Source organism: Cohnella soli (assembly GCF_042655525.1).
Taxonomy (GTDB): domain Bacteria; phylum Bacillota; class Bacilli; order Paenibacillales; family Paenibacillaceae; genus Cohnella; species Cohnella soli.
In genome coordinates this window covers 1-23,513 of sequence record NZ_JBHSMI010000008.1, presented here as the reverse complement: position 1 = coordinate 23,513, position 23,513 = coordinate 1, and the positions used below count along the sequence as shown (strand labels likewise).

Sequence of the window (23,513 nt, the reverse complement as noted above, 5' to 3'; positions counted from 1 at the left end):
AACCGCTGAGGGTTGTCCTTCCGTCTAGCTTATCTGATTGTTCGTTGTTAAGCGTTCGGTGTCAATTGCTCCACTTTGATTGCTTCATGGTAAATTTCTTCAAGCGCCACGCCGACTTGCTTATGGGATTTCGGCTGCCCGATGTTGCACATGGAGCCTTCTCTCAAATTGCGCGCGCGCTTGGAAGCGGCAACGACTAGCGTGTATTTGCTATCTACTTTCCTGACCAATTCATCAATAGACGGATATAGCATCTTTTTTCACCTCTTTCAAACGTTGTCCGCTGCTTTCACGGTTTCAAGCTGTTCAAACAACTCACCAAGAAACCGCTCCCGTTTGCAGTGTTCTGCGGTAATAATGGAACTGATTCGTTCGCAAGCCAGTTCGATCTTATCGTTCACAACCGCGTAATCGTAATGGTGCAGTAAGTTCATCTCTTCCACCGCAACGGAAAGCCTGTGGTCGATCGTCGCTTGCGTCTCCGTGCCCCGACCGACGATACGTTGCTTTAGTTCGTTAAGAGACGGAGGCATCAGGAAAACAAACACGCCTTCGGCAAATTTCTCCCGAACTTTCAGCGCGCCCTGAACTTCGATCTCGAGAATAATGTCCTTGCCTTCGGACAATGTTTTCTCCACGAAATCACGCGGTGTGCCATAATAGTTGCCGACATATTCCGCATGCTCAAGCAATGCATCTTCCTCGATCATCCGCATGAACTGTTCGCGGGACTTGAAAAAATAATTCACCCCGTCCTTCTCGCCCTCGCGAGGAGAACGCGTCGTCGCAGATACCGAATATACGAGCTCCGTTAGTTTACTGCGAAGCAACGTGCATACCGTTCCTTTGCCGACGCCGGACGGGCCGGATAATACGAATAAAATGCCTCTTTTCATGATGCTCCCCAATTCATTCGTCGTGTTCGTCGTCTTTGGTAGACAACCGATGCGCCACTGTCTCCGGTTGCACCGCAGAAAGGATGACGTGATCGCTGTCGGTAATGATGACCGCACGGGTGCGGCGGCCGTAAGTCGCGTCGATGAGCATGTGGCGGTCGCGCGCTTCCTGGATAATGCGCTTGATCGGCGCCGATTCCGGACTAATGATTGAAATGATCCGATTCGCCGATACAATGTTGCCGAATCCGATGTTAATCAGCTTGATCGCCATGGTTTGCACTTTCCCCCCGGCACATCTGCCATGCAGTTGGATGGCAACCGAACTTCGCTTCCATTGTTGCCGAAAGCGGCTGGCCGCATACCGCAAGCTCGACAATGCCTATTCTGTACGTCTTTCGATTGATTGCTTTATTGTACTTCAAATCCCCAAGTGGGACAAGAGGATTGGAGCACGTTAATTGCTCGATGTCAACTGCGCGCTTCTGCTTCGGACGTATTTCGTCAGCGAGACTGTCATCTCGTACGCCATAAATGGCGTCATGAGATAGATTCCGTTGAAATGCGTCATCGCGACATCAAGAAGTTCTTCGGCGATTTTGACGCCTTCTGCTCGGCCGGCCGTGCCTTCGAGTCCCGCCATTCTCGAGCGAACTTCGTCGGAAAGTTGGATGCCGGGCACTTCATTATGCAAATATTCGGCATTACGTCCGCTTGCAAGCGGAAAAATACCGAGAAATATCGGGATTGACAAATGTTTCGTCATGTCGGCGATCCGTACGATAAGTTCGGGATCGTAGACGGGCTGCGTCATGACGTAATCGGCACCGGCAGCGATTTTGCGTTCCAGACGCTGCACCGCTTTGTCGAGATGTTTAACGTTCGGGTTAAACGCCGCGCCGACGATAAATTTTGCCTTTTGTTTCAACGGCTTACCGGAGAATGCAACGCCTTCGTTCAACTGCTTGATCATTCGGATAATCTCGAACGACGTCAAGTCGTAAACCGAACTCGAACCCGGCAAGTCGCCGAATTTCGCGGGATCGCCAGTAACCGCGAGCACATGATCGATGCCGAGCGCATCAAAGCCCATCATATGGGTTTGCGTCCCAATCAGGTTGCGATCTCGGCAAGCAATATGCGCGAGCGGCCGAATACCGACACGCTCCTTCAGCAGCGCGGCGAGCGCCATGTTGCTCATGCGGGTGACGGCTAGCGAATTGTCCGCCATCGTCAGCGCGTCCGCTTTCGCTTCCTTAAGCGCCTGCGCGCCAGCCATAAATTTCGTAATGTCGAGATCGCGCGGCGGATCTAGTTCGACGATAACCGTGTGTCTCTCGCGTACGAGATCGACGATACTTGGTTCGCCGGTCACAGGCGGTTCTGCGATCACCGTAGGATCTGCCGCGATCTCAACAGCGACTGGCGTCGCGGTGGCAATCGCGCCGCCGGTTTGCGGCGAATACGTCTTCAGCGCGCCGGCGATGGCCGCAATATGTTCCGGAGTCGTGCCGCAGCAGCCGCCGATGAGGCGTGCTCCAGCGTCGGCGAATCGAATCGCGGAGCTCGCGAAATATTCCGGAGTCGCAGAGTAGACGACTTGCCCGTCGACATAATCCGGGATGCCGGCGTTCGGAAACACGCTAAGCGGCACGCCGATGTCTCGGGGAATGGACTCCACTGCACGTAAAATGCCATTCGGGCCGCTGCGGCAATTAAAACCAATGATGTCCGCGCCTTCGCCTTTCAGTCTCCGGAAAGCTTCCGGCAACGGGGTGCCGTCGCTCGTCCGGTGCGCGTCTTCGACGGCGAACTGACAAATGACGCTAATATCGCTTTTTTTACGAATGACTGAGAGTGCTAGCGAAAGTTCTTCCAGATCAAAGAACGTTTCAAGCAGCAGGCCGTCTACGCCAGCACCGAGCAACGCGCCGATCTGTTCCTCGAAGTCTCGCTTAACAGTAGCAGTGCGAACGTTTTTGCCTTTGCCGCCGCGCACGGCACCGATCGAGCCAACGACATAAGCGGTGTCACCGACCGCTTTACGAGCGATCGTTACTCCTGCCGCGTTGATTTTCTCGGTCTTTTTCTCCAAGCCGTACTTAGACAGCTTATGATATTGCGCAGAATACGTATTCGTCTCTATGACTTCAGCTCCCGCAGCCGCATAACGGCGGTGGACGTCAGCGATCACGTCCGGCTTGAGCAAGTTAAATTCTTCGAAGGACACGCCGACAGGCAGTCCGAGTTGATATAAATAAGTGGCCATCGCACCGTCGCCCACCATTGGCCTGAGCGTCAACGCCGTTCTCAAATCCGGTTTCATATTCCCTCTTCCCCATTCTATCATGCATAAAGTCTTTACTAATGTAGCACAATTTCTCCCCTGCGAAAACGGCAATTACCCATTTACAATTCGCCCGAAACCTGATATCGTTTATTTCGATACATATGGAAATATGCGCTGAACTTACGAAAGGGTGACGATGATGGCCGACAATAACCCAGACATCCAACAAGCGGTGAAAGTGTACAAAGCGCTTGGAGAACCGACACGGCTCAAAATCGCCATGTTGTTGACCGAGGAGTCGACGCTATGCTGTTCCGACATCGGAAACAAGCTCGAATCCGTCGCCGGCTCTACGCTGTCCCACCATCTGAAGCAGCTAACCGACTGCGGGTTGCTGAATCTTCGCAAAGACGGCACTTATATTTATTACAGCGTAAACCGCGACATGGCGACAAAATTCGCTCCCTATTTGCTCACGTAATTTTTTTTCACGCATATTTCGATGTAACTAGAAATATAGAATATTGGAGCACGGAAGGGAGAGGAATTAAGCATGTCGAATTCTTGGAAAATTTACATGCTGGCCATTGTCAGCTTTCTCGTTGGCACATCGGAATTCATTATCGCAGGTATTCTGGACAGAGTTGCGGAGGACATCGGCGTATCGGTATCCGCTGCCGGACAGCTCATTACGGTGTTCTCGCTCGCTTACGCTTTCGGCACACCGATTTTGATGGCTGTAACCGCCCGCGTCGAAAGACGGACGCTTATGGTCGCAGCGCTTGCGCTGTTTGTTGTCGGCAATCTTATTTCTTTCTTGTTCACGGGTTACGCTCCGCTTATGGGAGCGAGAGTATTACTTGCACTGAGCACCGGCACGTTCGTCGTCGTCTCGCTGACGGTCGCCGCCAAACTCGCGCCGGAAGGCAAGCAAGGAAGCGCGATCGCCACGCTCGTTATGGGATTCAGCACGGCGCTTATCGTTGGCGTTCCGATCGGCCGCGTCGTTGCCTCTCAGTATGACTGGAAGCTCGTCTTCGCGGGTATCGGGTTGCTCGGCCTGCTCGCTATGCTGGCGATCTGGAGAACGATTCCACGCTCCGGCGGGGAGGAAGCCGTTCCTCTGCGCCGTCAAATCTCGATTTTACGCAGCCCTCGAATTGCGCTTGCGCTCACCGTCACTTTTTTCTGGATATTCGGGTATGCCGTTTTGTATACGTACATTTCCCCGTTCTTGCTCGAAGTGACGGGCATGAGCGAGCGGGTCGTAAGCATCGCCTTGTTCGCATTCGGCATCGCGAGCCTGTTTGGCTCAAAGCTCGGCGGTTATAGCACCGACCGTTGGGGCGTTGGCAAAACGCTGTTTACCGGCATGACGCTGCACGCCAGTGTACTGGCGCTGCTGTCCGTCCTCTCGCCATATCCGGCGCTCGTCTTCCCTCTTCTCATGCTGTGGGCGTTCGCCGCTTGGTCTTCCGGCCCGACGCAGCAGTATTACTTGATTACGCTCGCACCGGAATCGTCGGGCATTATGCTGAGCCTGAACACGTCCGTCCTTCAACTCGCCATGGCAGCCGGCGCAGGCATCGGCGGCGTCGCGGTCGACGCGATCTCGCTCACATCCGTCGGTTGGATCAGCGTTGCGCTCGTTACCGTCGCCGCCGGCTTAACCGCCGTGTCGCTCGGCGTCTCTACCAGATATGCGAAGAAACTCGCGCATCGGCGGGAACAACTGGCAGGAGCTGCGGCGGCTACGATCGAGACGGAAGTTTCTGCGGGTTGAGTCGTGGTGTTGTCACCGAGTAAAAACGTCTCCGTCGTCAAAGGACGACGGAGACGTTTTTGAGTTATACATTGCCCGTATACACCGCTGCGGCTGGCCCGGTCATGTAGATTCGGTTGGATGCTTCGTCCCATTCGATGAGGAGGTCGCCGCCAGCGAGCGAGATCGTTGCTTTGCGGTCGGTCAAACCGTTCAGCACAGATGCGACAAGCGTCGCACATGCGCCCGTGCCGCATGCGAGCGTCGGTCCTGCTCCGCGTTCCCATACGCGCATGTCCACCTGACCGCGGGAGTTGACAGTTGCGAATTCGACGTTGATTTTGCGTGGGAACAGCGGATGTTTCTCGAGTTTTGGCCCCCATGTCGCAAGATCGAAGCTCGGCGCATCGTCAACGTAGATGACACAGTGAGGATTGCCCATCGAGACGGCTGTGAACGTGAAGTCGCGTCCGTCTACAGTCACCGTATGGCCGATTACCGGATTCGCATCGATCGTCGTTGGCACGTCAAGCCCATTCAAAATCGGCGCGCCCATATCGACCGTCGCAAGCTTCGCCACTCCGCCTTCGACCGTAAGCTTGACAGGCTGAACGCCCGCTCCGATCGTCTCGATTGTCAGCTCTTTCTTATCAGTCAAGCCGTTATCGTAGACGTACTTGGCAACGCAACGAATCGCGTTGCCGCACTGCTCCGCCTCCGAGCCATCGGAATTGATGATGCGCATCTTGAAATCGGCATCGTCCGAAGGAAGAATATAAACCAATCCGTCCGCCCCGATGCCGAAAAAACGATTGCAAAGTTCGATTGCCAAATCGGACGCATTGTTCGGCAATGACTTTTCTCCGTATACAATGACGAAATCATTGCCAAGGCCGTGCATTTTCGTAAATTTCATATGATGATTCCTCCCCGCCGGGCGGTTGCAACCGGTCGATTATCATGTCCTCATCATACCCGTTGTCCATCGAAAAGAGCATACAGCGATCATCCGTTTGTTTGCACTTTTCAACGTTTTGCGGTTTGAATCCGATCGACGGGGCAGAAAGCTCCTTACAAACCTGCTTCGGAAATACTCATCGCATCGAGGGCTTGTTTCGCCCTTTCACGCGCTTGTTCCACGTCATCCCCTGCCGACAACGCGACCGCCATACGACGGCCTGCTTTCGTGACAGGCTTACCGAAAACTCGAACTTGCGTGCGGGGAACCGACAGCGCTTCACCGATTCCGTCGACACGGTAATCTGCTAGTTCTTGCTCTGCTTTGAGAGGCCGGCTCGCGCCAGGAGAAATAAGTTCGATTTCCGGAATGGGATAGCCGAGAATCGCCCGCACGTGCAGCGCGAACTCGCTCAAATTCTGGCTAATAAGCGTTACAAGTCCCGTATCGTGCGGACGCGGCGACACTTCACTGAAATACACTTTGTCCGCAGCGAGGAATAGCTCAACGCCGAACACCCCGTAACCGCCAAGTTCATCTGTAACCGCGCGGGCGATCGCTTTCGCTTCCGCAATCTGTCTTTCCGTCATCGCATGAGGCTGCCAAGATTCAATATAATCTCCATCCTGCTGGACATGACCGATTGGCGGGCAATATTGGGTGCCGCTCGCGGAGCGCACAGTAAGTAACGTAATTTCGGATTCGAACGTAATGAACTGCTCGACGATGACGCGAGCCTGCTGTACGCGGCCGCCTTCCATCGCAATTTCCCAACTGCGCGTAAGCTCCGATTCGGAACGGCAGACGCTTTGGCCTTTGCCCGACGAGCTCATGAGCGGCTTCACGACGCACGGAAATCCCATCTCGCGGGCCGCTTCCGTGAATTGCTCGAACGTATCCGCGAACCGGTAAGCCGCCGTCGGCACGCCAAGTTTCTCGGAAGCCAATCTGCGGATGCCTTCCCGATCCATTGTCAGTCGAGCGGCACGCGCAGTCGGAATGACGCGATACCCTTCTTCCTCAAGTTTCACCAGTTCGGAAGTGGCAATCGCTTCGATCTCGGGAACGATCAAGTCCGGCTTCTCCTTCTCGATCACTTCCCGAAGCGCCTGCTTGTCCAGCATATCGATGACATAACTCCGATGAGCGACTTGCATTGCCGGAGCGCCAGCATAACGATCGACCGCAACCGTCTCGACGCCAAGCCGCTGCGCCTCGATCATCACTTCTTTACCTAATTCGCCCGAACCGAGCATAAGCAGTTTTTTCGTTTTATACATGTCATGAATCCTCCCGCTTGCATGTTCAATAACGTCCATTATACACGAAGCATGCTCGTTTTCACTCGAATAAAATGCAAAAACCGCGCCCGAAGCTCCGAGGAGTTCGAACGCGGTTAAAGTCGTTTCCTTACCTTGCGGCCGGACGATGGGCCGGAGCGCCGCCGTACGGGATTTTGCGGTTTTTCTTCTGCTTCGACGTGCCCATTACGCTGCCGATCCCCATCGCAAACGTTGGAATACCCGCGGCGACGATGACAAGAGCCCAGTCGCGGAAGTCGAGCGGCACCGTCTTAAACACGGGCTGCAGCGGCTCGACATACAGGACGAGAAGCATGAGCACGAGCGACGACAATACCGCCAGCACGAGAAACTTGTTCTCGAGCAGCTTCCGGTGAAAAATCGAACGCGAACTACGGCAATCGAACACATGAATCAATTGCGCCATGACGAGGGTTGCGAACGCAACCGTCTGGGCGTGAATCAGTTGATCCGAATGACCCGCCCCCGCATTCAACGCAAGTACGAAAGCACCGAGCGTGCAGACGCCGATCAGAATACCGCGGCTAACAATTTTCCACCCGAGCCTGCGGGCGAAGATGTTTTCCTTGGCAGAACGCGGTTTATGTTGCATCAAGTCGCTCTCGGCCTGATCGACGCCGAGTGCCATAGCAGGCAATCCGTCCGTGACGAGGTTGACCCACAAAATCTGAATCGGTACGAGCGGCAGCGGAAATCCGGCCATCATCGCCATAAACATCGTCATAATCTCGCCGACGTTGGACGCAAGCAAATACCGGATGAACTTGCGAATGTTTTCGTAAATGCCCCTGCCTTCTTCTACGGCCGCGACAATGCTGGAGAAGTTGTCATCGGAAAGCACGAGGGCGGAAGCTTCTTTCGTAACATCCGTACCCGTAATGCCCATCGCAATGCCGATATCGGCAGCTTTGACGGCTGGCGCATCGTTCACGCCGTCGCCGGTCATCGCTACGACGTGGCCGCGGCGCTGCAGCGCCTGGACGATTCGAAGCTTATGTTCGGGAGATACCCTGGCGTAGACGTTAACGTCGTCCGCAATAAGCTCAAGCTCGGCGTCATCCATAGTAGCCAACTCGTTGCCGCTTATGACGCGGCCGTCTTTGCCCATTATGCCGAGCGTCTTCGCGATCGCTTCCGCCGTCACGCCATGATCCCCGGTGATCATAACCGTCTTGATGCCGGCTTGGCGACACTTCGTGATCGCTTCCTTCACTTCCTTGCGCGGCGGATCCATCATCCCGGCAAGTCCGACGAAGACAAGACCGCTCTCCGCCTGCTCGTTGCCATCACAAGTTTCATGAGGCTTCACCTCGCGAAAAGCGAGGCCGAGCACACGAAGCGAATCTCTCGCCATCGCTTCGTTCGCCTGATGCACTTTCGTCTTGAGCGTTCCCGTGAACGGAACGACCTGGCCGTCCCACAGCACGTACGCGCACTGCCCGACGAGCATGTCCGGGGCACCCTTCGTGCAAATGAGTCTTCCGCCCTGGTGCGAGACCAGCACCGACATACGTTTGCGCTCGGCATCGAACGGGAATTCCTTCTCCCTGGCGTACAAACTTTGCGCGGTCGACTTGGCAAGTCCGGTCTTCGCTGCAAGCACCAACAGAGCGCCTTCCGTCGGATCGCCTTTAATCCGCCATTCCGTCGCATCCGAAGCGGAGGCAGTCGAATCGCCTTTGGCAGGCTTGCGATTTTTCGGATCCACGGCCGTCTCTTGCAAACTCAAGTCCGCATTATTGCAAAGCGCCGCAATCTGGGTCAATCTGCGCAAAGCAGGATCGCCTTTGATATCGATCGTTTTGCCGCCTTCCTTCAGCAAGCCGACCGGCTCGTACCCTTCACCTGTCACTTCAAGCGCCCTGCCGCCTAGCCAAATCTTCGTTACGGTCATTTTATTTTGCGTCAGCGTCCCCGTCTTGTCCGAACAGATGACCGATGCGCAGCCGAGCGTCTCGACAGAAGGCAGCTTGCGAACGATCGCCCTGCGCTTGATCATTCGCTGAACGCCGAGCGCGAGCGCAATCGTCACGATGGCAGGCAAACCTTCTGGAATGGCAGCTACGGCCAAGCTGACGCCGGCGAGGAACATGTCGTAGATCGGCTGACCATGCAGAATGCCGGCCAGAACAACAACGATGGTCAAAATAATCGAGACGACGATCAAAATTTTCCCAAGCTGCTCAAGCCGATGCTGAAGTGGCGTTTCCGATTCTTCGGTCTGCTGGATCAGATCGGCGATTTTGCCCATTTCCGTCCCCATGCCCGTTACGGTGACGACGCCCTTGGCCGTCCCGCGCGTCACCATCGTGCCGAGATAACCGCAGTTTTTGCGATCCCCTAGCGCGAGTTCTGCAGACGGCAGAACGCCCGCCTTTTTCGATACGGGGACGGATTCGCCTGTCAACGCAGACTCGTCTATCGAGCACTCGTTGCATTCGAGGAAACGCATATCGGCCGGAACGCGGTCGCCGCTCTCTAGATGTACGATATCCCCAGGCACAAGCTCCCTTGCAGGTATGAGATGAAATTCGCCGTTGCGAACGACTTTCGCATTCGGGGCGGAGAGCTCCTTCAGAGCCCGCAACGACCGTTCAGCGCGAAATTCCTGGTAAAATCCGAGCACGCCGTTAATGATGATGATCGCAATAATCGTCAACGCGTCAAGCATTTCCCCAAGCAAGCCGGAAATCACTGTTGCCCCGAGCAACACAAGCACCATAAAATCTTTGAACTGATTAAATAGCAGCTTAAGGGGCGACTCCCCACGTTTCTCCGCCAGTTCGTTCGATCCGACTTTCTCCAACCGGGAAGCCGCCGCCTCCGGCGTCAACCCGAGTTTCGGATCGGAATCCAGCGCCGAGAGAAGTTGCTCCTCGTTAAGCTGGTGCCAAGCCTTTCCTTCCACGATGGCCCATCCCCTTCCTTCATCACGCGTTTACGCCTATATGTGGTGGTTCAAAAAGTCCGATGTTGATCACGAAGCGATGCAGGAAGTGGTTTCGTCGTCGAATGTTGAAGTCAGCCGGGACTTCCGGTGCTCACGTAGGTTTGCCTACGCTCCGCTCCTCATTCCCTAGCTTCTTTCAACCTTCTCGGTGCTGAACATCGAATTTTTTGAACTCGCACTCTATATGTATTCAGACAGGCCCGAAAATATCCCCCGGTTGTCCGAAACGGCGAACACCTTCTGCGCTTCCCCTTTGCTCTGATGTGTGGCATCATAAGAGGGAATTCGAATCGACAGGAGATATCAAAATGTCATTGGACGGAATCGTCACCCGGGCGCTAACGACGGAGCTCCAGAATTGCGTCAAAGCCCGCATTCATAAAATTTACCAGCCTACGGACAACGAGCTTGTTCTGCATATTAGAGGACAAGGAATGAACGGGAAGTTGCTGCTTTCCGCCCATCCTTCCATGCCGCGAATGCACTGGACGGAACAAACATGGGTCAATCCTCCGGAACCGCCGATGTTCTGCATGCTGCTTCGCAAATATTGCGAAGGCGGCGTCATCGAAGCGATTCGTCAGAACGGAATGGAGCGCGTCGTCGAGATTGACGTCCGACACCGAGACGAGTTAGGCGATTCGTCGTTTAAGCGCATCGTTCTCGAAATTATGGGGCGGCACAGCAATTTAATTTTGCTCGATCCGGCAACCGGCATCATTCACGACGGCATTCGTCATGTTACCCCTGCGATTAGCAGTTATCGTGTCGTTCTTCCGGGCAGTGCGTATGTCCCGCCTCCGGCCCAGGATAAGGTCACGCCGCTCCCCCCCGAGAAAATGTCATTCCGTGCAGCCGTCGCAGGTCTTCCCACAGCCGAAGAAGTCGGCGAGAAAACATGGCTAGCCGCAGCCGAGACGGCGATAGCTAACGCGTATACAGGGATCAGCTTCCTCGTCGCCAAAGAAATCGCGTATCGTGCCGGGGGCCACACCGAGCAGTTGTGTTCATCTTTCGAAAACGCGATGAACGCTATCGATGCGGGCGAATTTTCTCCGAACATTGTCGTTCAGGAAGACGGAAAGACGCTGTTCTCCGCTCTTTCGCTTACGCACGCGAAAGGCGAAGTTCGTACATTTTCCACCATGCACGAATGCCTCGAAGCTTATTATGGAGATAAGGCGTCCCGGGATCTTGTCAGACAGCGCACATCGGATTTGAGTCGTTTTCTAAGCAACGAAATCGCGAAAAACGAGAAGAAGCTGGTGAAACTTCGGGAAACGCTTGAGGAAGCGAACGAAGCGGATGAGGTCCGTAAAAAGGGCGAGTTACTGACCGCACATCTCCATGCGTTCAAGAAAGGCGACAAGTCCGTCGAAGTCGTCGATTATTACGATGAAAGCCAGCCCATCCTCACCATTCCGCTCGACCCGCTCCTAACGCCTAACGAGAACGCGCAGCGGTTTTTCCGCAAATACGCGAAGCTGAAAAACAGCCGATCCGTCGTGTCCGAGCAGATTGACGTCGCGAATACGGAGCTCGACTATTTGGCTTCGGTGTTGCAAGGGCTTGAGACGGCAACACCGGCCGACGTAGAAGAAATTCGCGAGGAATTGATCGAGCAAGGCTATATCCGGCAGCGAGGCGTCAAGCGGGGGATGAAGAAAAAGAAGAAAGACGCCCCATCCGTTCTCTGCTACACGTCAAGCGAAGGCATTCCGATCTATGTCGGCAAAAACAACACCCAGAACGATTACGTCACGAACAGACTCGCTTCTTCGACGGACACCTGGCTGCATACGAAAGACATTCCCGGCTCCCACGTGCTCATCCGCGCCGCCGAATTCGGGGACGAAACGTTGCGTGAAGCGGCGATACTCGCCGCCTTTTACAGCAAAGCGAAATCGTCCAGCAGCGTACCCGTCGACTATACGCGCATTCGTAACGTTCGCAAGCCAAGCGGCGCCAAACCCGGCTTCGTCATCTATGAAGGTCAGAAGACGCTATATGTCACCCCTGACGAAGCGCTCGTTCAAGCACTCCCATCAACGATAAAATAGCCATTCAAAAGAAGCGGTTCCTCGGACTTTCCCGGAGAACCGCTTCTTTCTACGCCGGCATAATTGACCAACCACGTACTTTCGGGTGAACTGAAATCCCCGCCTATAGGTGAAAATTTTTTCCGTTATTCGGTGCACCCTCGCCTATTTGGACCGGGATAACATACCTTTTTTTCCGTTATTCCCTGCGGAAATAGCCAGTTCGCGGGCAAAACCTCAATCATTGCGGAAAAAATTGCCGCTATACTCCCCACGGGAGGAAAAATTCGCCCAATAGCGGAAAATGCCGACAATATCGAAAGTAAAAGGGATGCGCCGGAATGGGACTGCTCCGATCGCTGTCACATAGTGAACGAGGCGTAACCAGTTGAAACCTGTTTTCGCTTTTGTCGATATCCCGCTCACTCAGAAAATGTGCCACTGCTCCGCTTTTGTCGATATCCCGTTCACTCAGAAGATGTGCCACTCCACTTTTGTCGATATCCCGCTCACTCAGAAAATGTGCCACTGCTCCGCTTTGTTGCAAAATGCGGCGGCAGGACTGCCGACTTCCTCGCCCTCAAATCCCCTCAATCACTTCAATCGCTTGCTGAGCGAAGGGGATATCGGCAAAAGGGGAGAAAAGCAACCGATTTCGCCGCTTTAGTTCATACTTTGTGAGCCAAATGTGCCGTCGTATTTTTTGCGTACGCTGACACTTTACTACTTAACGTCGTCGCCAAGGCCTAGCAATCGTTTGACGACCGACATGTCGACTATCCGGCTGCCAATTGCACCATGGAAAGACTTGCCGTCGCTAATGCCATGAAAATCAGAGCCGCCAGTGACGATTTTGCCACGTTCCTCCGCCCAGCCGGCATATCGACGTTCTTCTTCATGGTCATGATCGGAATGGTATGCTTCTACTCCGTCAGCTGCGCCATCAAGCAAAGACGACACGAGCCCATCGTCTCCGTATAGGCCCGGGTGAGCAATGATTGCCGTTCCTCCGGCCTCGTGAATCCAAGAGATCGCCTCGAGCGGAGAAATTCGTTGCTCGCTTGCATAAGCCGGCTTATCTTCGCCGATCCAGCGGTCAAACGCTTCGCGAATGTCGCTGACATAACCTTTATCGACCATCGCTCGGGCAATGTGCGGCCTGCCGACGGAGCCGTTCTTCCGCTTCGAACTCGAACCGGAAGTGTCGCCCGTCGTTGCCGCCCTCGTCAGCTCATCAGCGGACACCGGCATGCCGAGCTTGGTGAGCATCTCGAGTATCGCCGCGTTTCTGCGATCTCTTGCTTTCATCTGCCGCTCAAGCCGCTGCAGCCACATTGCATTATCGGTCCGGTAACCGTAACCTAGCACATGAATGTCCTTACCGTTCGCTACGGTGCTCAGCTCGATGCCAGGTACGACAACGATACCGTACTTCTCCCCTGCCTCGAGCGCTTCGTCAATACCAGCGATCGTGTCGTGATCGGTAATCGCGAGTGCGGCCAGCCCCGCTTCCTTGGCCATTCGGACATTGTCCTCAGGCGATTGCAAACCGTCCGAAGCTGTCGTGTGCGTGTGCAAATCGGCTCTTCCGATTAACGGAGATTGTGCGTCATTTTTCATGGGACAGCTCCTTCAAATCTTCGAGCAATGCCGCAGCCGCAACCGGCAGCAGCGCCGAGCGAAGCCGAACGGAATAAAATTGCCTTTTGAAATCGACGTCCACCACCCGCACGGGCTTTAGCAGCCCGAGAGAAACTTCGTGTTTGATCGTCCATACCGACAGAATAGATAAGCCAAGCCCCGCTTCCACTGCCGACTTGACCGCCCCGTTGCTGCCGAACTCGCTAATGATGCGCATTTTCGACTCTGGAGATTCTACTAAGCCGAGCCGAATCAACTCGTCTTCAACGACCTGTCTAGTGCCAGAGCCTTTCTCCCGGAGCACCATCGGCTCGGCCAGCATCTCCTCGAGCGTTACCGTTTCGCGCTTCGCGAAAGGGTGCGCCGCCGGCGCCACGAGCACAAGTTCATCGTCCATAACGGGCTCTGCGACTATGCCAGGCGCATCGCACGGCGCTTCGATCAAGCCGAAGTCGAGCCCTTGATGAGCAACCGCGTCTACGATTTCGGTTGTATTCATCACTTTCATATCGACAGAAATGTCAGGGAACCGGCGGAGGAACGAGCCGAGCAAACGCGGGAGCACGTACTCTCCAATCGTAAGGCTCGCCGCGAATTGCAACCGGCCTTTCAAATCCTCTGCAAACCGGACCATCATCTCGTCCGTTTCCCTCATCAGTTCTACCGCTTTGCGGGCTTGCGGCAGCAACCGTTGGCCGGCTTCGGTCAGTTCCAGTTTCTTGGTCGTACGGTTCAGCAGCTTAGTCCCGAACCTCTCCTCAAGCGCCTGCACCTGCATCGTTACCGCGGGTTGCGTCATATGCAAAGTTTGAGCGGCGGCAGAGAAGCTTCCTCGTTCCGCGACCGTGTAGAATATATGCAACTGATGTACGTTTAACGCCATGTTGTCGCCCTCCGTCCGATGTCGTCTTCCGAATTATAACACATCCGGGAACCCTCGCCCGGAGAAAGCCAAAAAACCGGCCGGGAACACCCCGGGCCGGTTGAAGCGTCGTCATTTAGCTAGCGCCGTTTGCGATTATTCTTAATGAGTGTCATGCGGCGCGAGTGCCTGAGCCAGGAATAATACGTTTTCAAATCCCGCAATTCCATCGTCTCCGACATTCTCCCGAGAAACGTCACGACGATCATTTTGTGCAACGGATTGCCAAGCAGATCGGTGTCCGTCTCGCTGACGGAAAACTCCGCGACGAATACGAGATCGTCGTCGATCGTGTAGACGTCTTGTTCATTGCGGTAATACGAAGCGATTCGGTCTTCTTTCAAACATTGCCACATATACTCGGCAATGTCGGAGTAACCGGTCTTCTCGCTCTCGACCCGGTCCGCCCAGCGGGTGCGGGCGTGGTTCGTAATAATAATGTCGACGACCTTCTTGTCACCGAGAACGACGTGAAAGGGCTCATAAGTATGCCAACGCTCCGTGTGCTTATCCTTCACCCGGCACTCCCCCTTCCCGATATAGGTCAATCGGCTCAGAAATCCGCGAAAATAATAGGAACTTAAGTACATATTACCGCAAATATTCGTGAGGATTCAACAAAAAAATAATATAACCCTTTCATCCCACCATTTGGATAAAACAAATTACTTATGTATATTTCCTTTAAAACGAAAAAAGTCTCCCAATCTTCGGGAGACTTTCAGCCATTGCCGTGATTCTTGGCTCCCGGCGCATTATAATCCGTAAAAACGTGTTTTGTCCGGCACGCTTTTCTCGTACTCGGTTTTGATCTCGTTACGATAGGAACGCTCGACTTTGCGCACGAAAGGCAAACGCTGCAAGTTGCGAACGGCATCTTCGGCGACATCCGCGTTCATGTACATGACAGCGTAATGCATTTTGCGCGACAAGTAATGAAGCGTGCCGTATTTATCCAGCCCTTTGGCCGCCTTCGCGTCGCTAAACCATACGATATAGCCAGTCCGTTCGGCAAACATATAAAGCCTCCGTCCGATTAATTATCCGCAGCCGCCGCTTCCGCAGGAGCAACTGCCTCCGCCGCCGCAGCCCGAGCCTTTCGGATTCGGGTCGTTATCCGGCACTTTAATGGTGAACGACACGGCTTGCGCCAGCGTTCGGGATATATCGTGCAGCAATCCGTCCATTGCGTTCTCCGCTTGCTTGTACATACGCACGCATTCCAATCGATCAAGCTGACTTTCGAGTGCGTACACTTCATCCAGGGCGGCGTTGTAATCCGGATGGAATCTGCCGAAACGTTCGCATTCTGCGAATTTTTCTTTCGCTTTGCCGAATTGACCGGCCAATCTTCGCGCTTCGGGATCGCGGCGAACTTGATCTTTCCAATATACATATTCCGCGGCAAAATCGGAATGATTCAGCGCGTCTCCCAACTCGTAAGCTCGAGTAAGCAGTACCGCCATATCGGCGGGAACGCCGTCCATTACGCCGATTTCCACCGCCGGGAGGGTTGAAGTCATATCGGCCATCGGCCTCACCTCACCTTTCGGCTTAGTCATACCCGTCCATCATACCATAAGTGGCTTAATACTCGTCAATCGGATTCCGTCGCCAGCGGTTCCGCAACTTGCAGCGCCGGCAGGTCAATCATCAATTCGCCGATGTCTCCGGAACGAATAACAGCCGGCTCGACCTCGTCCCCTTCTTCCGTTCTCCACCGTCCGCTGACCGCCCATCCGCCCTCTCCGTCAATTGCGCCAGACGGCAGGAATGTTCCGGATCGCCCTTCCCGTCCAATATATACCGGCGTTTCCCACGCGATCGCTTGCTCCAGCAATTGTCGCTTCGTCGATACGTGATAAATGCGGGGTTTTGCAATCCACGAAGCCGGAATATCCCCCAATCCAGGAAACATGTCATCGTTAGCCGGCCAAATAACATCTGGTTCGAAAACGGATAAATCATGAGGCAAGCTTGCCCATCCCTGCTTTGTCGCCGGACCGAGAATCCCATCGCATCGCCCGCCCCCATCTTCCGCCTGCACCGTTTCCCACCGTTCCGGAGCGGGAAAGCCAAGCTTTCTCAATCTAGTACGAAGCGTCGGTAACGCCGATTCGTCGACGACAAAGATCGTTTCGGTTAATCTTTCCTTGATCATGTCGGCCACTTCTCCGTCCCTCAACAGCGCTTTGGCGACTTGCCCGTCTTCCGTTCTAAGCAGAACGACCGCTTCGTCGATAATTGCTTTGCCGAACATGCCGAACCAGTCTTTAAGCGCATTCGACACTGATTCGGGCAATGGGCCTCCGCTGCCCTCTACGAGTGCCGAGACAACCCGTGCTAACGTGTATCCGGCATTATACGCTCTCTCGCACGTCGCTTTGCTGAGTTTGTACAGACTGAGCGCGTCTTCGGCGACGACATCGGCGATTTCGCGAAGCAGCCAGCGGTACTTCAGCGGCGCTCCGGGCGGCACGATCACTTCGCCGTCCGGTTGGACGTAGATGAACAGATCCTTGGCCTGGAGATCGCTTTCGATAGGCGATGCCAAGGCGGAAGATGTGTCGGAAAGCGAAAAATCCGCAAGCAAGCGAAATGCGCTCCCTTCATCCGATTCGCCCCTTTCCGCCCAACCGAACGCCTCCAGCAACAGAATCCAATCTTCAAGCTTGCTCGTACAGCCGTATACTTCCAGCCGCTTTTGAACAATCCATACGCCCGCCGGCAACGATCGCACAAATGATGAAGCTAGCTGAAGTCCGGAATCCCCCATTGCATACACCGTCGATACCAGCTCATACAGCTTCAAGTCAGCTTCGCCCGGCGTCATTTCCAACCATTCTCTCAGCCTTGGCCCTTCGATCAAATGGATGCGGTCGCGGACTTTGCCGGTCAATCCTAGACGCATCCCGATATCGATCGCCAAAGCCGTGTTCGCGCCAAGTTGATCGGCATGCGGATAAACGATCGGCAAACAGGCTAGCACCCGTATCCCGAAATGCGGTAATCCGTTTAACTTCGCGACTGTCTGCTGATGCAGATTGCCTTTCGCTGTCCAACCAAGCGGTTGCCCAATAAGTGCATGCCAGACGGCGATCAACTGCACTGACAGCGGGGGTTGATACGCTTCGGTCAAAATACGGACATCGCTTGCAACAAGCATCTCTTCCCTCGTCTCTTCCCCCCAAGCGGGCAGCAGTAGGGGCTGCCAGAGAGCAACTGCGTCGCTCGGCAAATAAACAAGCTTGTCTCCCCAGGCTTTGCGGATCGCAAATAATATGCCGCTCCTCCGCAACCTGGCGATTGCTAACTTCACTTCCGCCCCCGCCAGCGGAAGGTCGCGGACGAGCAGACGAACGAGCGTTTCCGTCTCGAAGGGCTTCGAGCCATAATGCCTCATAAGGCCACGCAACACGAGGCGTTCCCGCTCGTCGCTTCCCGCGAGCCAGCTTCGCGCCCATGTTCCGGAACGTAAAATAACCGCGAGCTTTTCACCGTTCGCATATCTCGAACGTACGGCAGGATCGTTTCCGATCAGCTTGATCGCCGATTCGGGAAGTCTCTCCAGTGACTGCTCGACATTCATCCTTTTCCCTCCCCGCCTGTGCCGGAAACCTCGTTTATGACCGACCGATCGACGACGTAACCGTAACCTTGTTCGAGTAAAAACCTGCCCCGATTGCGGGCGAATTCCACTTCGTCCGTTCCTTCGCTGACAAGAGAATAGAAGGCCGCTTCAACGCTTGTTTTTTTCGGCCGCAATATTCTCCCAAGTCTCTGCGCTTCTTCTTGTCGCGAACCGTAACTGCCGGATACTTGAATGGCGACCGCCGCGTCTGGCAAATCGACAGCGAAATTGGCGACTTTGGATACAAGCAGCGCTGATATTTCGCCTGATTTGAATTTCTCAAATAGCATCAGCCGATTACGATGGGATGTCTCTCCCGTAATAAGCGGCAACGCCAATTGTTGCGATAGCACCCGAAGCTGATCCAAGTAATGGCCGATCACCAACGTCGGCGTATGCTTATGCTTCTCTAACAGCGCCTTAACAACTTCTGCTTTGCGCGGATTTTCCCCGGCGATGCGATGTCTGTCGCTTTTCGGTGCATCCGCGTACTGTCCGGCGACTTCACGATCGAGCGGCACTCTTACTTCCGTGCAAGATGCTTTCGCGATCCACTCGCCGCTTTCCGCTGCTTTCCACGGCAGTTCGTAAAGTTTCGGTCCGATAAGGGAGAAGGCGTCCGCTTCCTTACCGTCTTCGCGGACAAGCGTCGCCGTAAGTCCGAGGCGTCTAGTCGCCTGAATGTCTGCCGTCATCCGAAATACGGGCGCTGGCAGCAAATGAACTTCGTCATAAATGATCAGCCCCCAATCCCGGTTAACGAACAGCCGGAGATGGGGATAACGCCCATCCCTAGTGTTTCTATAGGTCAAAACCTGGTATGTCGCAACGGTAACTGGCTTGACGTCCTTCGTTCGCCCCGTATATTCCCCGACTTCTGCCTCCGTTAACGTCGTGTGGCGTAATAGTTCGGCGATCCACTGGGAGACGGAAACGCCGTTTGGAGTCAAAATCAACGTCTCGCACTGCAATCTGGCCATCGCAGCCATGCCGACCCACGTTTTGCCTGCCCCGCAAGGCAGCACGACAACACCGCTGCCGCCGCCTGCCGACTCATTGCCTAACAAAGCGTCGGCCGCTTCCGACTGGTAGCTCCGCAAAGCAACTTCCGCCCCCGCGTCCGTCCTCGCCCGCATGCTCATCGCAAGCGGCTCTCCGGCGTGAAACCCCGCTTCGTCCTTGACCGGGTAACCTAGCGCGGCGAGTTCCCGCTTTAATGTTCCTCGATGTTCGTCTCTTACGCGAACATATTGCTTCGAAACCGCTCTCGCACCCTTGCCCTCCGAAACGACAGTCGGTTCTATCAACCCGCGCGGCGCAACGGTACTCGCAAGTTGCTCCAACAACTCCCTCGTCTCCGTGTAAAGCCGCAATTCCCCGCCCTCTGCCACGAGTCGAATTTGACCGTACCGGTCCATGTTTTCGCGGATCATCCGTTCCGTCGCGTGCGGAAGCGAATGTCCGGACAGCGTCGCGAGCGCATCGATAACGCTTTGCGAGCGCCAACCCGCGGCTGCAGCGTTCCATAACGTCACTTTCGTCATGACATACGTATGCCATGCTCCCGGACGTTTGCGAAGTTCCGCGAACTGCCTGAGCAATCTCCCCGCTTCGTCCCTGTCCCGGTGCCGCTCGTCCAGGAGCAGCGTCCCATCCGATTGAACCCACAGCGGTTTTGCCGTCGCCATTGCCCATCCCCTTTCGTTATCTTTCATCCTTCCCTCGTACCTATCGTTCATGCGTGCAAGCGACCGACAAATCACAAAAAAAGCCCATGTCCCTCACTGCGGGGGAGCATGGACTTTCGTAGTCGCTATTCATTCGAATCCGTGGCGGAATCATCAGCTACAGCGATAATGAGGCGGGCCGCATGCAACATCGCTTCTTCCACCAGGTCGAAGCGAGGATGATGGTGCGGTGCCGAGCCGCCGTCGTCCCTTCCCGCTCCGACGAAAAAGAAACAGCCGGGCTTTCGTTCCAAGTAGTAAGCAAAATCTTCGCCAGCCATAATTCGTTCGCAAGGTTGCCCGCCAGACTCCGGAAGTAGCTCGGCGATCACGCGGAGCACTCGCCGCGCCTCGCGCTCGTCGTTAACGACCGGAGGATAGCCTTCAATGTACTTAAATTCGTAATCGCATCCGTACATGTCGCAAGTATGATTCACGACGCTTTCCATCCGTTCACGGATAAGCGTTCTCACCGACTTGTCGAACGAACGGACCGTGCCGCTGAGTTTGCATCTTTCCGCAATGACGTTGTTCGCCGTGCCTGCGGACATTTTGCCGATCGACAACACGCCGGCATCGAGCGGGTTTACGTTACGCGAGACGATCGTCTGAAGTGCAGTCACAAGATAGGCGCCTACGACAAGAGTGTCTTTCGCTTCGTGAGGCAAGCCGCCATGCCCGCCGCGCCCGACGATTTCCAGCTCGAATTCGTCCGGCGTCGCCATGAAAGCCCCAGGCTTCGTCGACGCCGTTCCGTACGGCATCGGAGACCATAAATGAACGCCGTATACGGCATCGACGCCGTCCAGCGCGCCATCCGCGATCATCCGAACCGCGCCGCCAGGCAATACTTCCTCGCCGGGCTGGAACAGAAAAACGCGAGTGCCAGCCGTTTCTTCCCGATGCAAGCTGTAATAACGCGCCACAGCAAGCAGTTCGGCCGTGTGGCCGTCGTGCCCGCATGCATGCATGACACCGTCTACAGTCGAACGATAATCCTTCGTCTTCGCGTCTTGAATGGCAAGGGCGTCGATATCCGCGCGAAGCGCAATCGTTCGCCCTGGCTTGCCTCCGGTCAGCTTGGCGATTACACCTGTTCCGGCCACGTCCCTCCGAACGTTAAGCCCCCAGGATTCGAGCAAATCCCCGATCATCCGGGACGTATTGTATTCATGGAAGGAAAGCTCTGGATTCATGTGCAAATGCCGGCGCCAGCTTACCATGTCCCCGTATAACGATTGCAACGTCTGTTCATTGACAGTCATGGTCGCGCCTCCTGTTGCCGTTTCCCTATTTATTTTTATTATTGTATCAGAAACATCTAACTTCCGTAACCTCGCTTTAGTACATGTCGTGCATTGGCATTCAGGAGATAAATGTCAATGAACGTTCGAACTTGGCCCTGTTCGCGGGCTTGCGCTAGGTTCGCAAACCGACTATCATGGAGGGGATAACGCTTGTTTACAAGGAGGATCTTTCATGTTACTCGAAAATACAGGCCTGGTCGGCGTGCGCAGCGACCTTGGACATCTTGACGATTCTTGCGACAAATTAGGTTTCGTGCGGTGGCAATGGGAATATCGCCGTGCTACATACGATTTGAAACTTCACGACCGTCCGAGCGGCAACGACTACTTCCTGCGGATGGCAACTCGCGCAATCGAAGGCAAGCTTGAAAATCCAGACGCAGTTCTCGAAATCGAATCGGTCTATATCGGCCGAGCTACGTTCCCGCATGGTATGGAGTATGAATCGAAAATTCCGGATGCAGTTATGGGCATTGCCAATCAGCGCATGCAGGAATTAAAGAAACTGCTGTCCTAGCGACGAGGGGAATGACCGATGAAGACTCCCGAGAGCGGACGGCGGGGAACGCCTGATTTTTTGTTGCTGATCCTGACTTTTCTGCTCGTAGGCTTCGGTCTTGTCATGGTGTTCAGCGCGAGCTCGAGCATGGCGGTGTCCGATCCCGACTTTAACAACGATGCGCTTTTCTTCGTGAAGAAGCAGCTGATGGCCGTCGGGCTCGGGTCGATCGCCATGTTCGTACTCATGAACATCCATTTCCAGAAATACAAGAAGTTGTTCCTGCTCTTCTTCGTTGGAACGCTTGTACTGCTTTTCCTCACCCCGATTATAGGCAGAGAACTGAACGGCGCCCGTAGCTGGGTGTTCGGCGTGCAGCCGACTGAATTCGCGAAGCTGGCCATCATTTTGTATTTGGCTTCTATCATCGCGAAAAAAGACGAAAAATTCCGCGATTTCAAGAAGGGCTTGCTTCCCGTCATGATCGTCGTCGGATTTTTCGCTTTCTTGATCATGCTGCAGCCTGACTTCGGCTCGTGCGCCATTCTGGTCATGTGTGCCGCAGCCATTGTTATCGCGGGCGGATCCAATTTGAAGCACATCATGATGTCGGCCGCCGTCTTGCTCGGCCTTGCCGCACTTGGGACAAGCTTGTATTTCTTGACGCATCCCGACGCCGACTTCGGCTACCGAGGCAGTCGGTTCACCGCATTCATGGACCCGCTCGCCGATCAGGACGGTATCGGCTACCATATGGTCCGTTCGCTTGAAGCATTCGGCCACGGCGGATTGACCGGTACGGGGCTTGGTCACAGTATTCAGAAGCTGTACTACTTGCCATATGCCTATAATGACTTTATTTTCGCCGTCATCGGCGAAGAGCTCGGCTTCCTCGGCACGACCGCCTTTATTGTCATTTACGTCGTTTTCCTCTGGCGCGCACTCATCGTTGCACTGCGTTGTCCCGATATCTACGGAACGTTAGTCGGTATCGGCCTCGTATCGCTGATCGCCATCCAGGCACTCATTAATATGGGAGGCGTCAGCGGAGCTATTCCGGTAACAGGCGTAACGCTGCCTTTCATCAGTTACGGAGGCACTTCCATGTTGACGCTGTTGACAGGGATGGGTATCTTGCTCAGCATATCGAGGGAATACAATAGAGTAGAGCGAGAACAACCTGCCTCGCGAGGCACCAACGTACGCCAAGTAGAGTAGAGAACTGAAATTTCATTGGGGGGCGGAAGCCCTCCTTTTACTTTTTCAGCTCCCCCTTCATCAAACCGGACGTGAGGTTTTCCCTCATCCGGCTTTCCGATGTTCTTCTTCCTTCAGCGTTGCAGTACTCTCCTTAGCTGGCGACTTTCTTGAGTCCAGCGAGTTGAGCCGCCATGGCGGCCTGCTTGGACCTGCTGTGCTTATTACGACGATTGCGTTTCTTGTTCCAGAACAGAGTGAGACGCTTTCGAATGTACCAGTCGATTTTGTTTAGGAACTTGTCGGCAAAGACGTCCAGTCCATAGTAGTTCTTCCACCCTTGTATTTTTGGGTTTAGTTCTTCCACCATCC

At 54.6% G+C, this 23,513-nt stretch carries 22 protein-coding genes; 6 read left to right on the top strand and 16 right to left on the bottom strand.

Going from position 1 to position 23,513, the window contains the following annotated elements; genetic code table 11:
• Positions 1–47 precede the first annotated feature (47 nt).
• The 4 genes from rpoZ to ACFPOF_RS03790 form a co-directional block, all read right to left on the bottom strand.
• Positions 48–254, bottom strand: a complete 207-nt coding sequence (gene rpoZ, locus ACFPOF_RS03805) for a DNA-directed RNA polymerase subunit omega (RefSeq protein ID WP_378129775.1) — start codon at positions 252–254, stop codon at positions 48–50.
• A gap of 15 nt (positions 255–269) precedes the next feature.
• Positions 270–896 (bottom strand): guanylate kinase, encoded by a 627-nt coding sequence (gmk, locus tag ACFPOF_RS03800; RefSeq protein WP_378129773.1) that lies wholly within the window; start codon positions 894–896, stop codon positions 270–272.
• Positions 897–909: 13 nt separating this feature from the next.
• Positions 910–1,170 carry an extracellular matrix/biofilm regulator RemA gene (gene remA / locus ACFPOF_RS03795; RefSeq protein WP_209747074.1) on the bottom strand — a complete coding sequence of 87 codons (261 nt, stop codon included), beginning with the start codon at positions 1,168–1,170 and terminating at the stop codon, positions 910–912.
• A 183-nt stretch (positions 1,171–1,353) separates the two neighbouring features.
• Entirely contained in the window at positions 1,354–3,222 is a 1,869-nt protein-coding gene (locus tag ACFPOF_RS03790) for a bifunctional homocysteine S-methyltransferase/methylenetetrahydrofolate reductase (RefSeq protein WP_378129771.1), read from the bottom strand.
• Between the two features lie 163 nt (positions 3,223–3,385).
• Here ACFPOF_RS03790 and ACFPOF_RS03785 point away from each other — a divergent pair, with 163 nt between their 5' ends.
• Positions 3,386–3,667, top strand: a complete 282-nt coding sequence (locus tag ACFPOF_RS03785; RefSeq protein WP_378129769.1) for an ArsR/SmtB family transcription factor — start codon at positions 3,386–3,388, stop codon at positions 3,665–3,667.
• 72 nt (positions 3,668–3,739) lie between these two features.
• Positions 3,740–4,969: an MFS transporter gene (locus ACFPOF_RS03780; RefSeq protein WP_378129767.1), complete on the top strand. Its 1,230-nt coding sequence runs from the start codon at positions 3,740–3,742 to the stop codon at positions 4,967–4,969.
• 64 nt (positions 4,970–5,033) lie between these two features.
• Here the strand turns inward: ACFPOF_RS03780 and dapF are convergent, their stop codons facing one another.
• The 3 genes from dapF to ACFPOF_RS03765 all read right to left on the bottom strand — a co-directional run bounded on the left by dapF (position 5,034) and on the right by ACFPOF_RS03765 (position 10,136).
• The gene (gene dapF / locus ACFPOF_RS03775; protein WP_378129765.1) at positions 5,034–5,864 is read right to left on the bottom strand and encodes a diaminopimelate epimerase; all 831 of its coding nucleotides are present in this window, start codon (positions 5,862–5,864) and stop codon (positions 5,034–5,036) included.
• A gap of 155 nt (positions 5,865–6,019) precedes the next feature.
• The gene (gene purT / locus ACFPOF_RS03770; RefSeq protein WP_378129763.1) at positions 6,020–7,186 is read right to left on the bottom strand and encodes a phosphoribosylglycinamide formyltransferase 2; all 1,167 of its coding nucleotides are present in this window, start codon (positions 7,184–7,186) and stop codon (positions 6,020–6,022) included.
• A gap of 130 nt (positions 7,187–7,316) precedes the next feature.
• Complete coding sequence (locus ACFPOF_RS03765; protein WP_378129761.1) at positions 7,317–10,136, bottom strand: calcium-translocating P-type ATPase, SERCA-type; 2,820 nt, start codon at positions 10,134–10,136, stop codon at positions 7,317–7,319.
• Between the two features lie 350 nt (positions 10,137–10,486).
• Between ACFPOF_RS03765 and ACFPOF_RS03760 the strand changes: the two genes are divergently transcribed.
• Together ACFPOF_RS03760 and ACFPOF_RS03755 are read left to right on the top strand one after the other, a co-directional pair.
• Positions 10,487–12,238: an Rqc2 family fibronectin-binding protein gene (locus ACFPOF_RS03760; RefSeq protein ID WP_378129759.1), complete on the top strand. Its 1,752-nt coding sequence runs from the start codon at positions 10,487–10,489 to the stop codon at positions 12,236–12,238.
• A gap of 367 nt (positions 12,239–12,605) precedes the next feature.
• On the top strand, positions 12,606–12,884 hold the full coding sequence (locus ACFPOF_RS03755) for a hypothetical protein (protein WP_378129758.1): 279 nt from the start codon (positions 12,606–12,608) through the stop codon (positions 12,882–12,884).
• Positions 12,885–12,940: 56 nt separating this feature from the next.
• On the opposite strand, the gene ACFPOF_RS03750 is transcribed toward ACFPOF_RS03755, so the two are convergent.
• The 8 genes from ACFPOF_RS03750 to ACFPOF_RS03715 form a co-directional block, all read right to left on the bottom strand.
• Complete coding sequence (locus ACFPOF_RS03750) at positions 12,941–13,837, bottom strand: PHP domain-containing protein (RefSeq protein WP_378129756.1); 897 nt, start codon at positions 13,835–13,837, stop codon at positions 12,941–12,943.
• Positions 13,827–14,741: a LysR family transcriptional regulator gene (locus tag ACFPOF_RS03745; protein WP_378129754.1), complete on the bottom strand. Its 915-nt coding sequence runs from the start codon at positions 14,739–14,741 to the stop codon at positions 13,827–13,829. The genes ACFPOF_RS03750 and ACFPOF_RS03745 overlap by 11 nt, the downstream gene beginning before the upstream one ends.
• A gap of 119 nt (positions 14,742–14,860) precedes the next feature.
• Positions 14,861–15,298: a hypothetical protein gene (locus ACFPOF_RS03740; protein WP_378129752.1), complete on the bottom strand. Its 438-nt coding sequence runs from the start codon at positions 15,296–15,298 to the stop codon at positions 14,861–14,863.
• A gap of 237 nt (positions 15,299–15,535) precedes the next feature.
• Positions 15,536–15,799 (bottom strand): YlbG family protein, encoded by a 264-nt coding sequence (locus ACFPOF_RS03735; RefSeq protein WP_378129750.1) that lies wholly within the window; start codon positions 15,797–15,799, stop codon positions 15,536–15,538.
• Positions 15,800–15,820: 21 nt separating this feature from the next.
• On the bottom strand, positions 15,821–16,342 hold the full coding sequence (locus tag ACFPOF_RS03730; protein WP_378129748.1) for a YlbF/YmcA family competence regulator: 522 nt from the start codon (positions 16,340–16,342) through the stop codon (positions 15,821–15,823).
• A gap of 35 nt (positions 16,343–16,377) precedes the next feature.
• Complete coding sequence (locus tag ACFPOF_RS03725) at positions 16,378–18,369, bottom strand: helicase-associated domain-containing protein (protein WP_378129746.1); 1,992 nt, start codon at positions 18,367–18,369, stop codon at positions 16,378–16,380.
• Positions 18,366–20,099 (bottom strand): DNA repair helicase XPB, encoded by a 1,734-nt coding sequence (locus tag ACFPOF_RS03720; protein WP_378129744.1) that lies wholly within the window; start codon positions 20,097–20,099, stop codon positions 18,366–18,368. Before ACFPOF_RS03720 ends, ACFPOF_RS03725 begins: the two co-directional genes overlap by 4 nt.
• Positions 20,100–20,224: 125 nt before the next feature.
• A complete protein-coding gene (locus ACFPOF_RS03715; protein ID WP_378129742.1) occupies positions 20,225–21,403 on the bottom strand; it encodes a M20 metallopeptidase family protein in 1,179 nt (392 codons plus the stop codon).
• Positions 21,404–21,617: 214 nt separating this feature from the next.
• Here ACFPOF_RS03715 and ACFPOF_RS03710 point away from each other — a divergent pair, with 214 nt between their 5' ends.
• Together ACFPOF_RS03710 and ftsW are read left to right on the top strand one after the other, a co-directional pair.
• Complete coding sequence (locus ACFPOF_RS03710) at positions 21,618–21,962, top strand: YugN family protein (RefSeq protein ID WP_378129740.1); 345 nt, start codon at positions 21,618–21,620, stop codon at positions 21,960–21,962.
• Between the two features lie 18 nt (positions 21,963–21,980).
• Positions 21,981–23,162 carry a putative lipid II flippase FtsW gene (gene ftsW / locus ACFPOF_RS03705; protein ID WP_378129738.1) on the top strand — a complete coding sequence of 394 codons (1,182 nt, stop codon included), beginning with the start codon at positions 21,981–21,983 and terminating at the stop codon, positions 23,160–23,162.
• 133 nt (positions 23,163–23,295) lie between these two features.
• On the opposite strand, the gene ACFPOF_RS03700 is transcribed toward ftsW, so the two are convergent.
• Positions 23,296–23,513, bottom strand: a 218-nt coding sequence (locus tag ACFPOF_RS03700) for a group II intron maturase-specific domain-containing protein (protein ID WP_378129736.1), incomplete at its 5' end; no start/stop codon positions are given.

Excerpts from the sequence above, each read along its gene's own strand:
- rpoZ (WP_378129775.1), bottom strand. The coding sequence starts at position 254 with ATGCTATATCCGTCTATTGATGAATTGGTCAGGAAAGTAGATAGCAAA.
- gmk (WP_378129773.1), bottom strand. The coding sequence starts at position 896 with ATGAAAAGAGGCATTTTATTCGTATTATCCGGCCCGTCCGGCGTCGGC.
- remA (WP_209747074.1), bottom strand. The coding sequence starts at position 1,170 with ATGGCGATCAAGCTGATTAACATCGGATTCGGCAACATTGTATCGGCG.
- ACFPOF_RS03790 (WP_378129771.1), bottom strand. The coding sequence starts at position 3,222 with ATGAAACCGGATTTGAGAACGGCGTTGACGCTCAGGCCAATGGTGGGC.
- ACFPOF_RS03785 (WP_378129769.1), top strand. The coding sequence starts at position 3,386 with ATGGCCGACAATAACCCAGACATCCAACAAGCGGTGAAAGTGTACAAA.
- ACFPOF_RS03780 (WP_378129767.1), top strand. The coding sequence starts at position 3,740 with ATGTCGAATTCTTGGAAAATTTACATGCTGGCCATTGTCAGCTTTCTC.
- dapF (WP_378129765.1), bottom strand. The coding sequence starts at position 5,864 with ATGAAATTTACGAAAATGCACGGCCTTGGCAATGATTTCGTCATTGTA.
- purT (WP_378129763.1), bottom strand. The coding sequence starts at position 7,186 with ATGTATAAAACGAAAAAACTGCTTATGCTCGGTTCGGGCGAATTAGGT.
- ACFPOF_RS03760 (WP_378129759.1), top strand. The coding sequence starts at position 10,487 with ATGTCATTGGACGGAATCGTCACCCGGGCGCTAACGACGGAGCTCCAG.
- ACFPOF_RS03750 (WP_378129756.1), bottom strand. The coding sequence starts at position 13,837 with ATGAAAAATGACGCACAATCTCCGTTAATCGGAAGAGCCGATTTGCAC.
- ACFPOF_RS03745 (WP_378129754.1), bottom strand. The coding sequence starts at position 14,741 with ATGGCGTTAAACGTACATCAGTTGCATATATTCTACACGGTCGCGGAA.
- ACFPOF_RS03735 (WP_378129750.1), bottom strand. The coding sequence starts at position 15,799 with ATGTTTGCCGAACGGACTGGCTATATCGTATGGTTTAGCGACGCGAAG.
- ACFPOF_RS03730 (WP_378129748.1), bottom strand. The coding sequence starts at position 16,342 with ATGACTAAGCCGAAAGGTGAGGTGAGGCCGATGGCCGATATGACTTCA.
- ACFPOF_RS03725 (WP_378129746.1), bottom strand. The coding sequence starts at position 18,369 with ATGAATGTCGAGCAGTCACTGGAGAGACTTCCCGAATCGGCGATCAAG.
- ACFPOF_RS03720 (WP_378129744.1), bottom strand. The coding sequence starts at position 20,099 with ATGGCGACGGCAAAACCGCTGTGGGTTCAATCGGATGGGACGCTGCTC.
- ACFPOF_RS03715 (WP_378129742.1), bottom strand. The coding sequence starts at position 21,403 with ATGACTGTCAATGAACAGACGTTGCAATCGTTATACGGGGACATGGTA.
- ACFPOF_RS03710 (WP_378129740.1), top strand. The coding sequence starts at position 21,618 with ATGTTACTCGAAAATACAGGCCTGGTCGGCGTGCGCAGCGACCTTGGA.
- ftsW (WP_378129738.1), top strand. The coding sequence starts at position 21,981 with ATGAAGACTCCCGAGAGCGGACGGCGGGGAACGCCTGATTTTTTGTTG.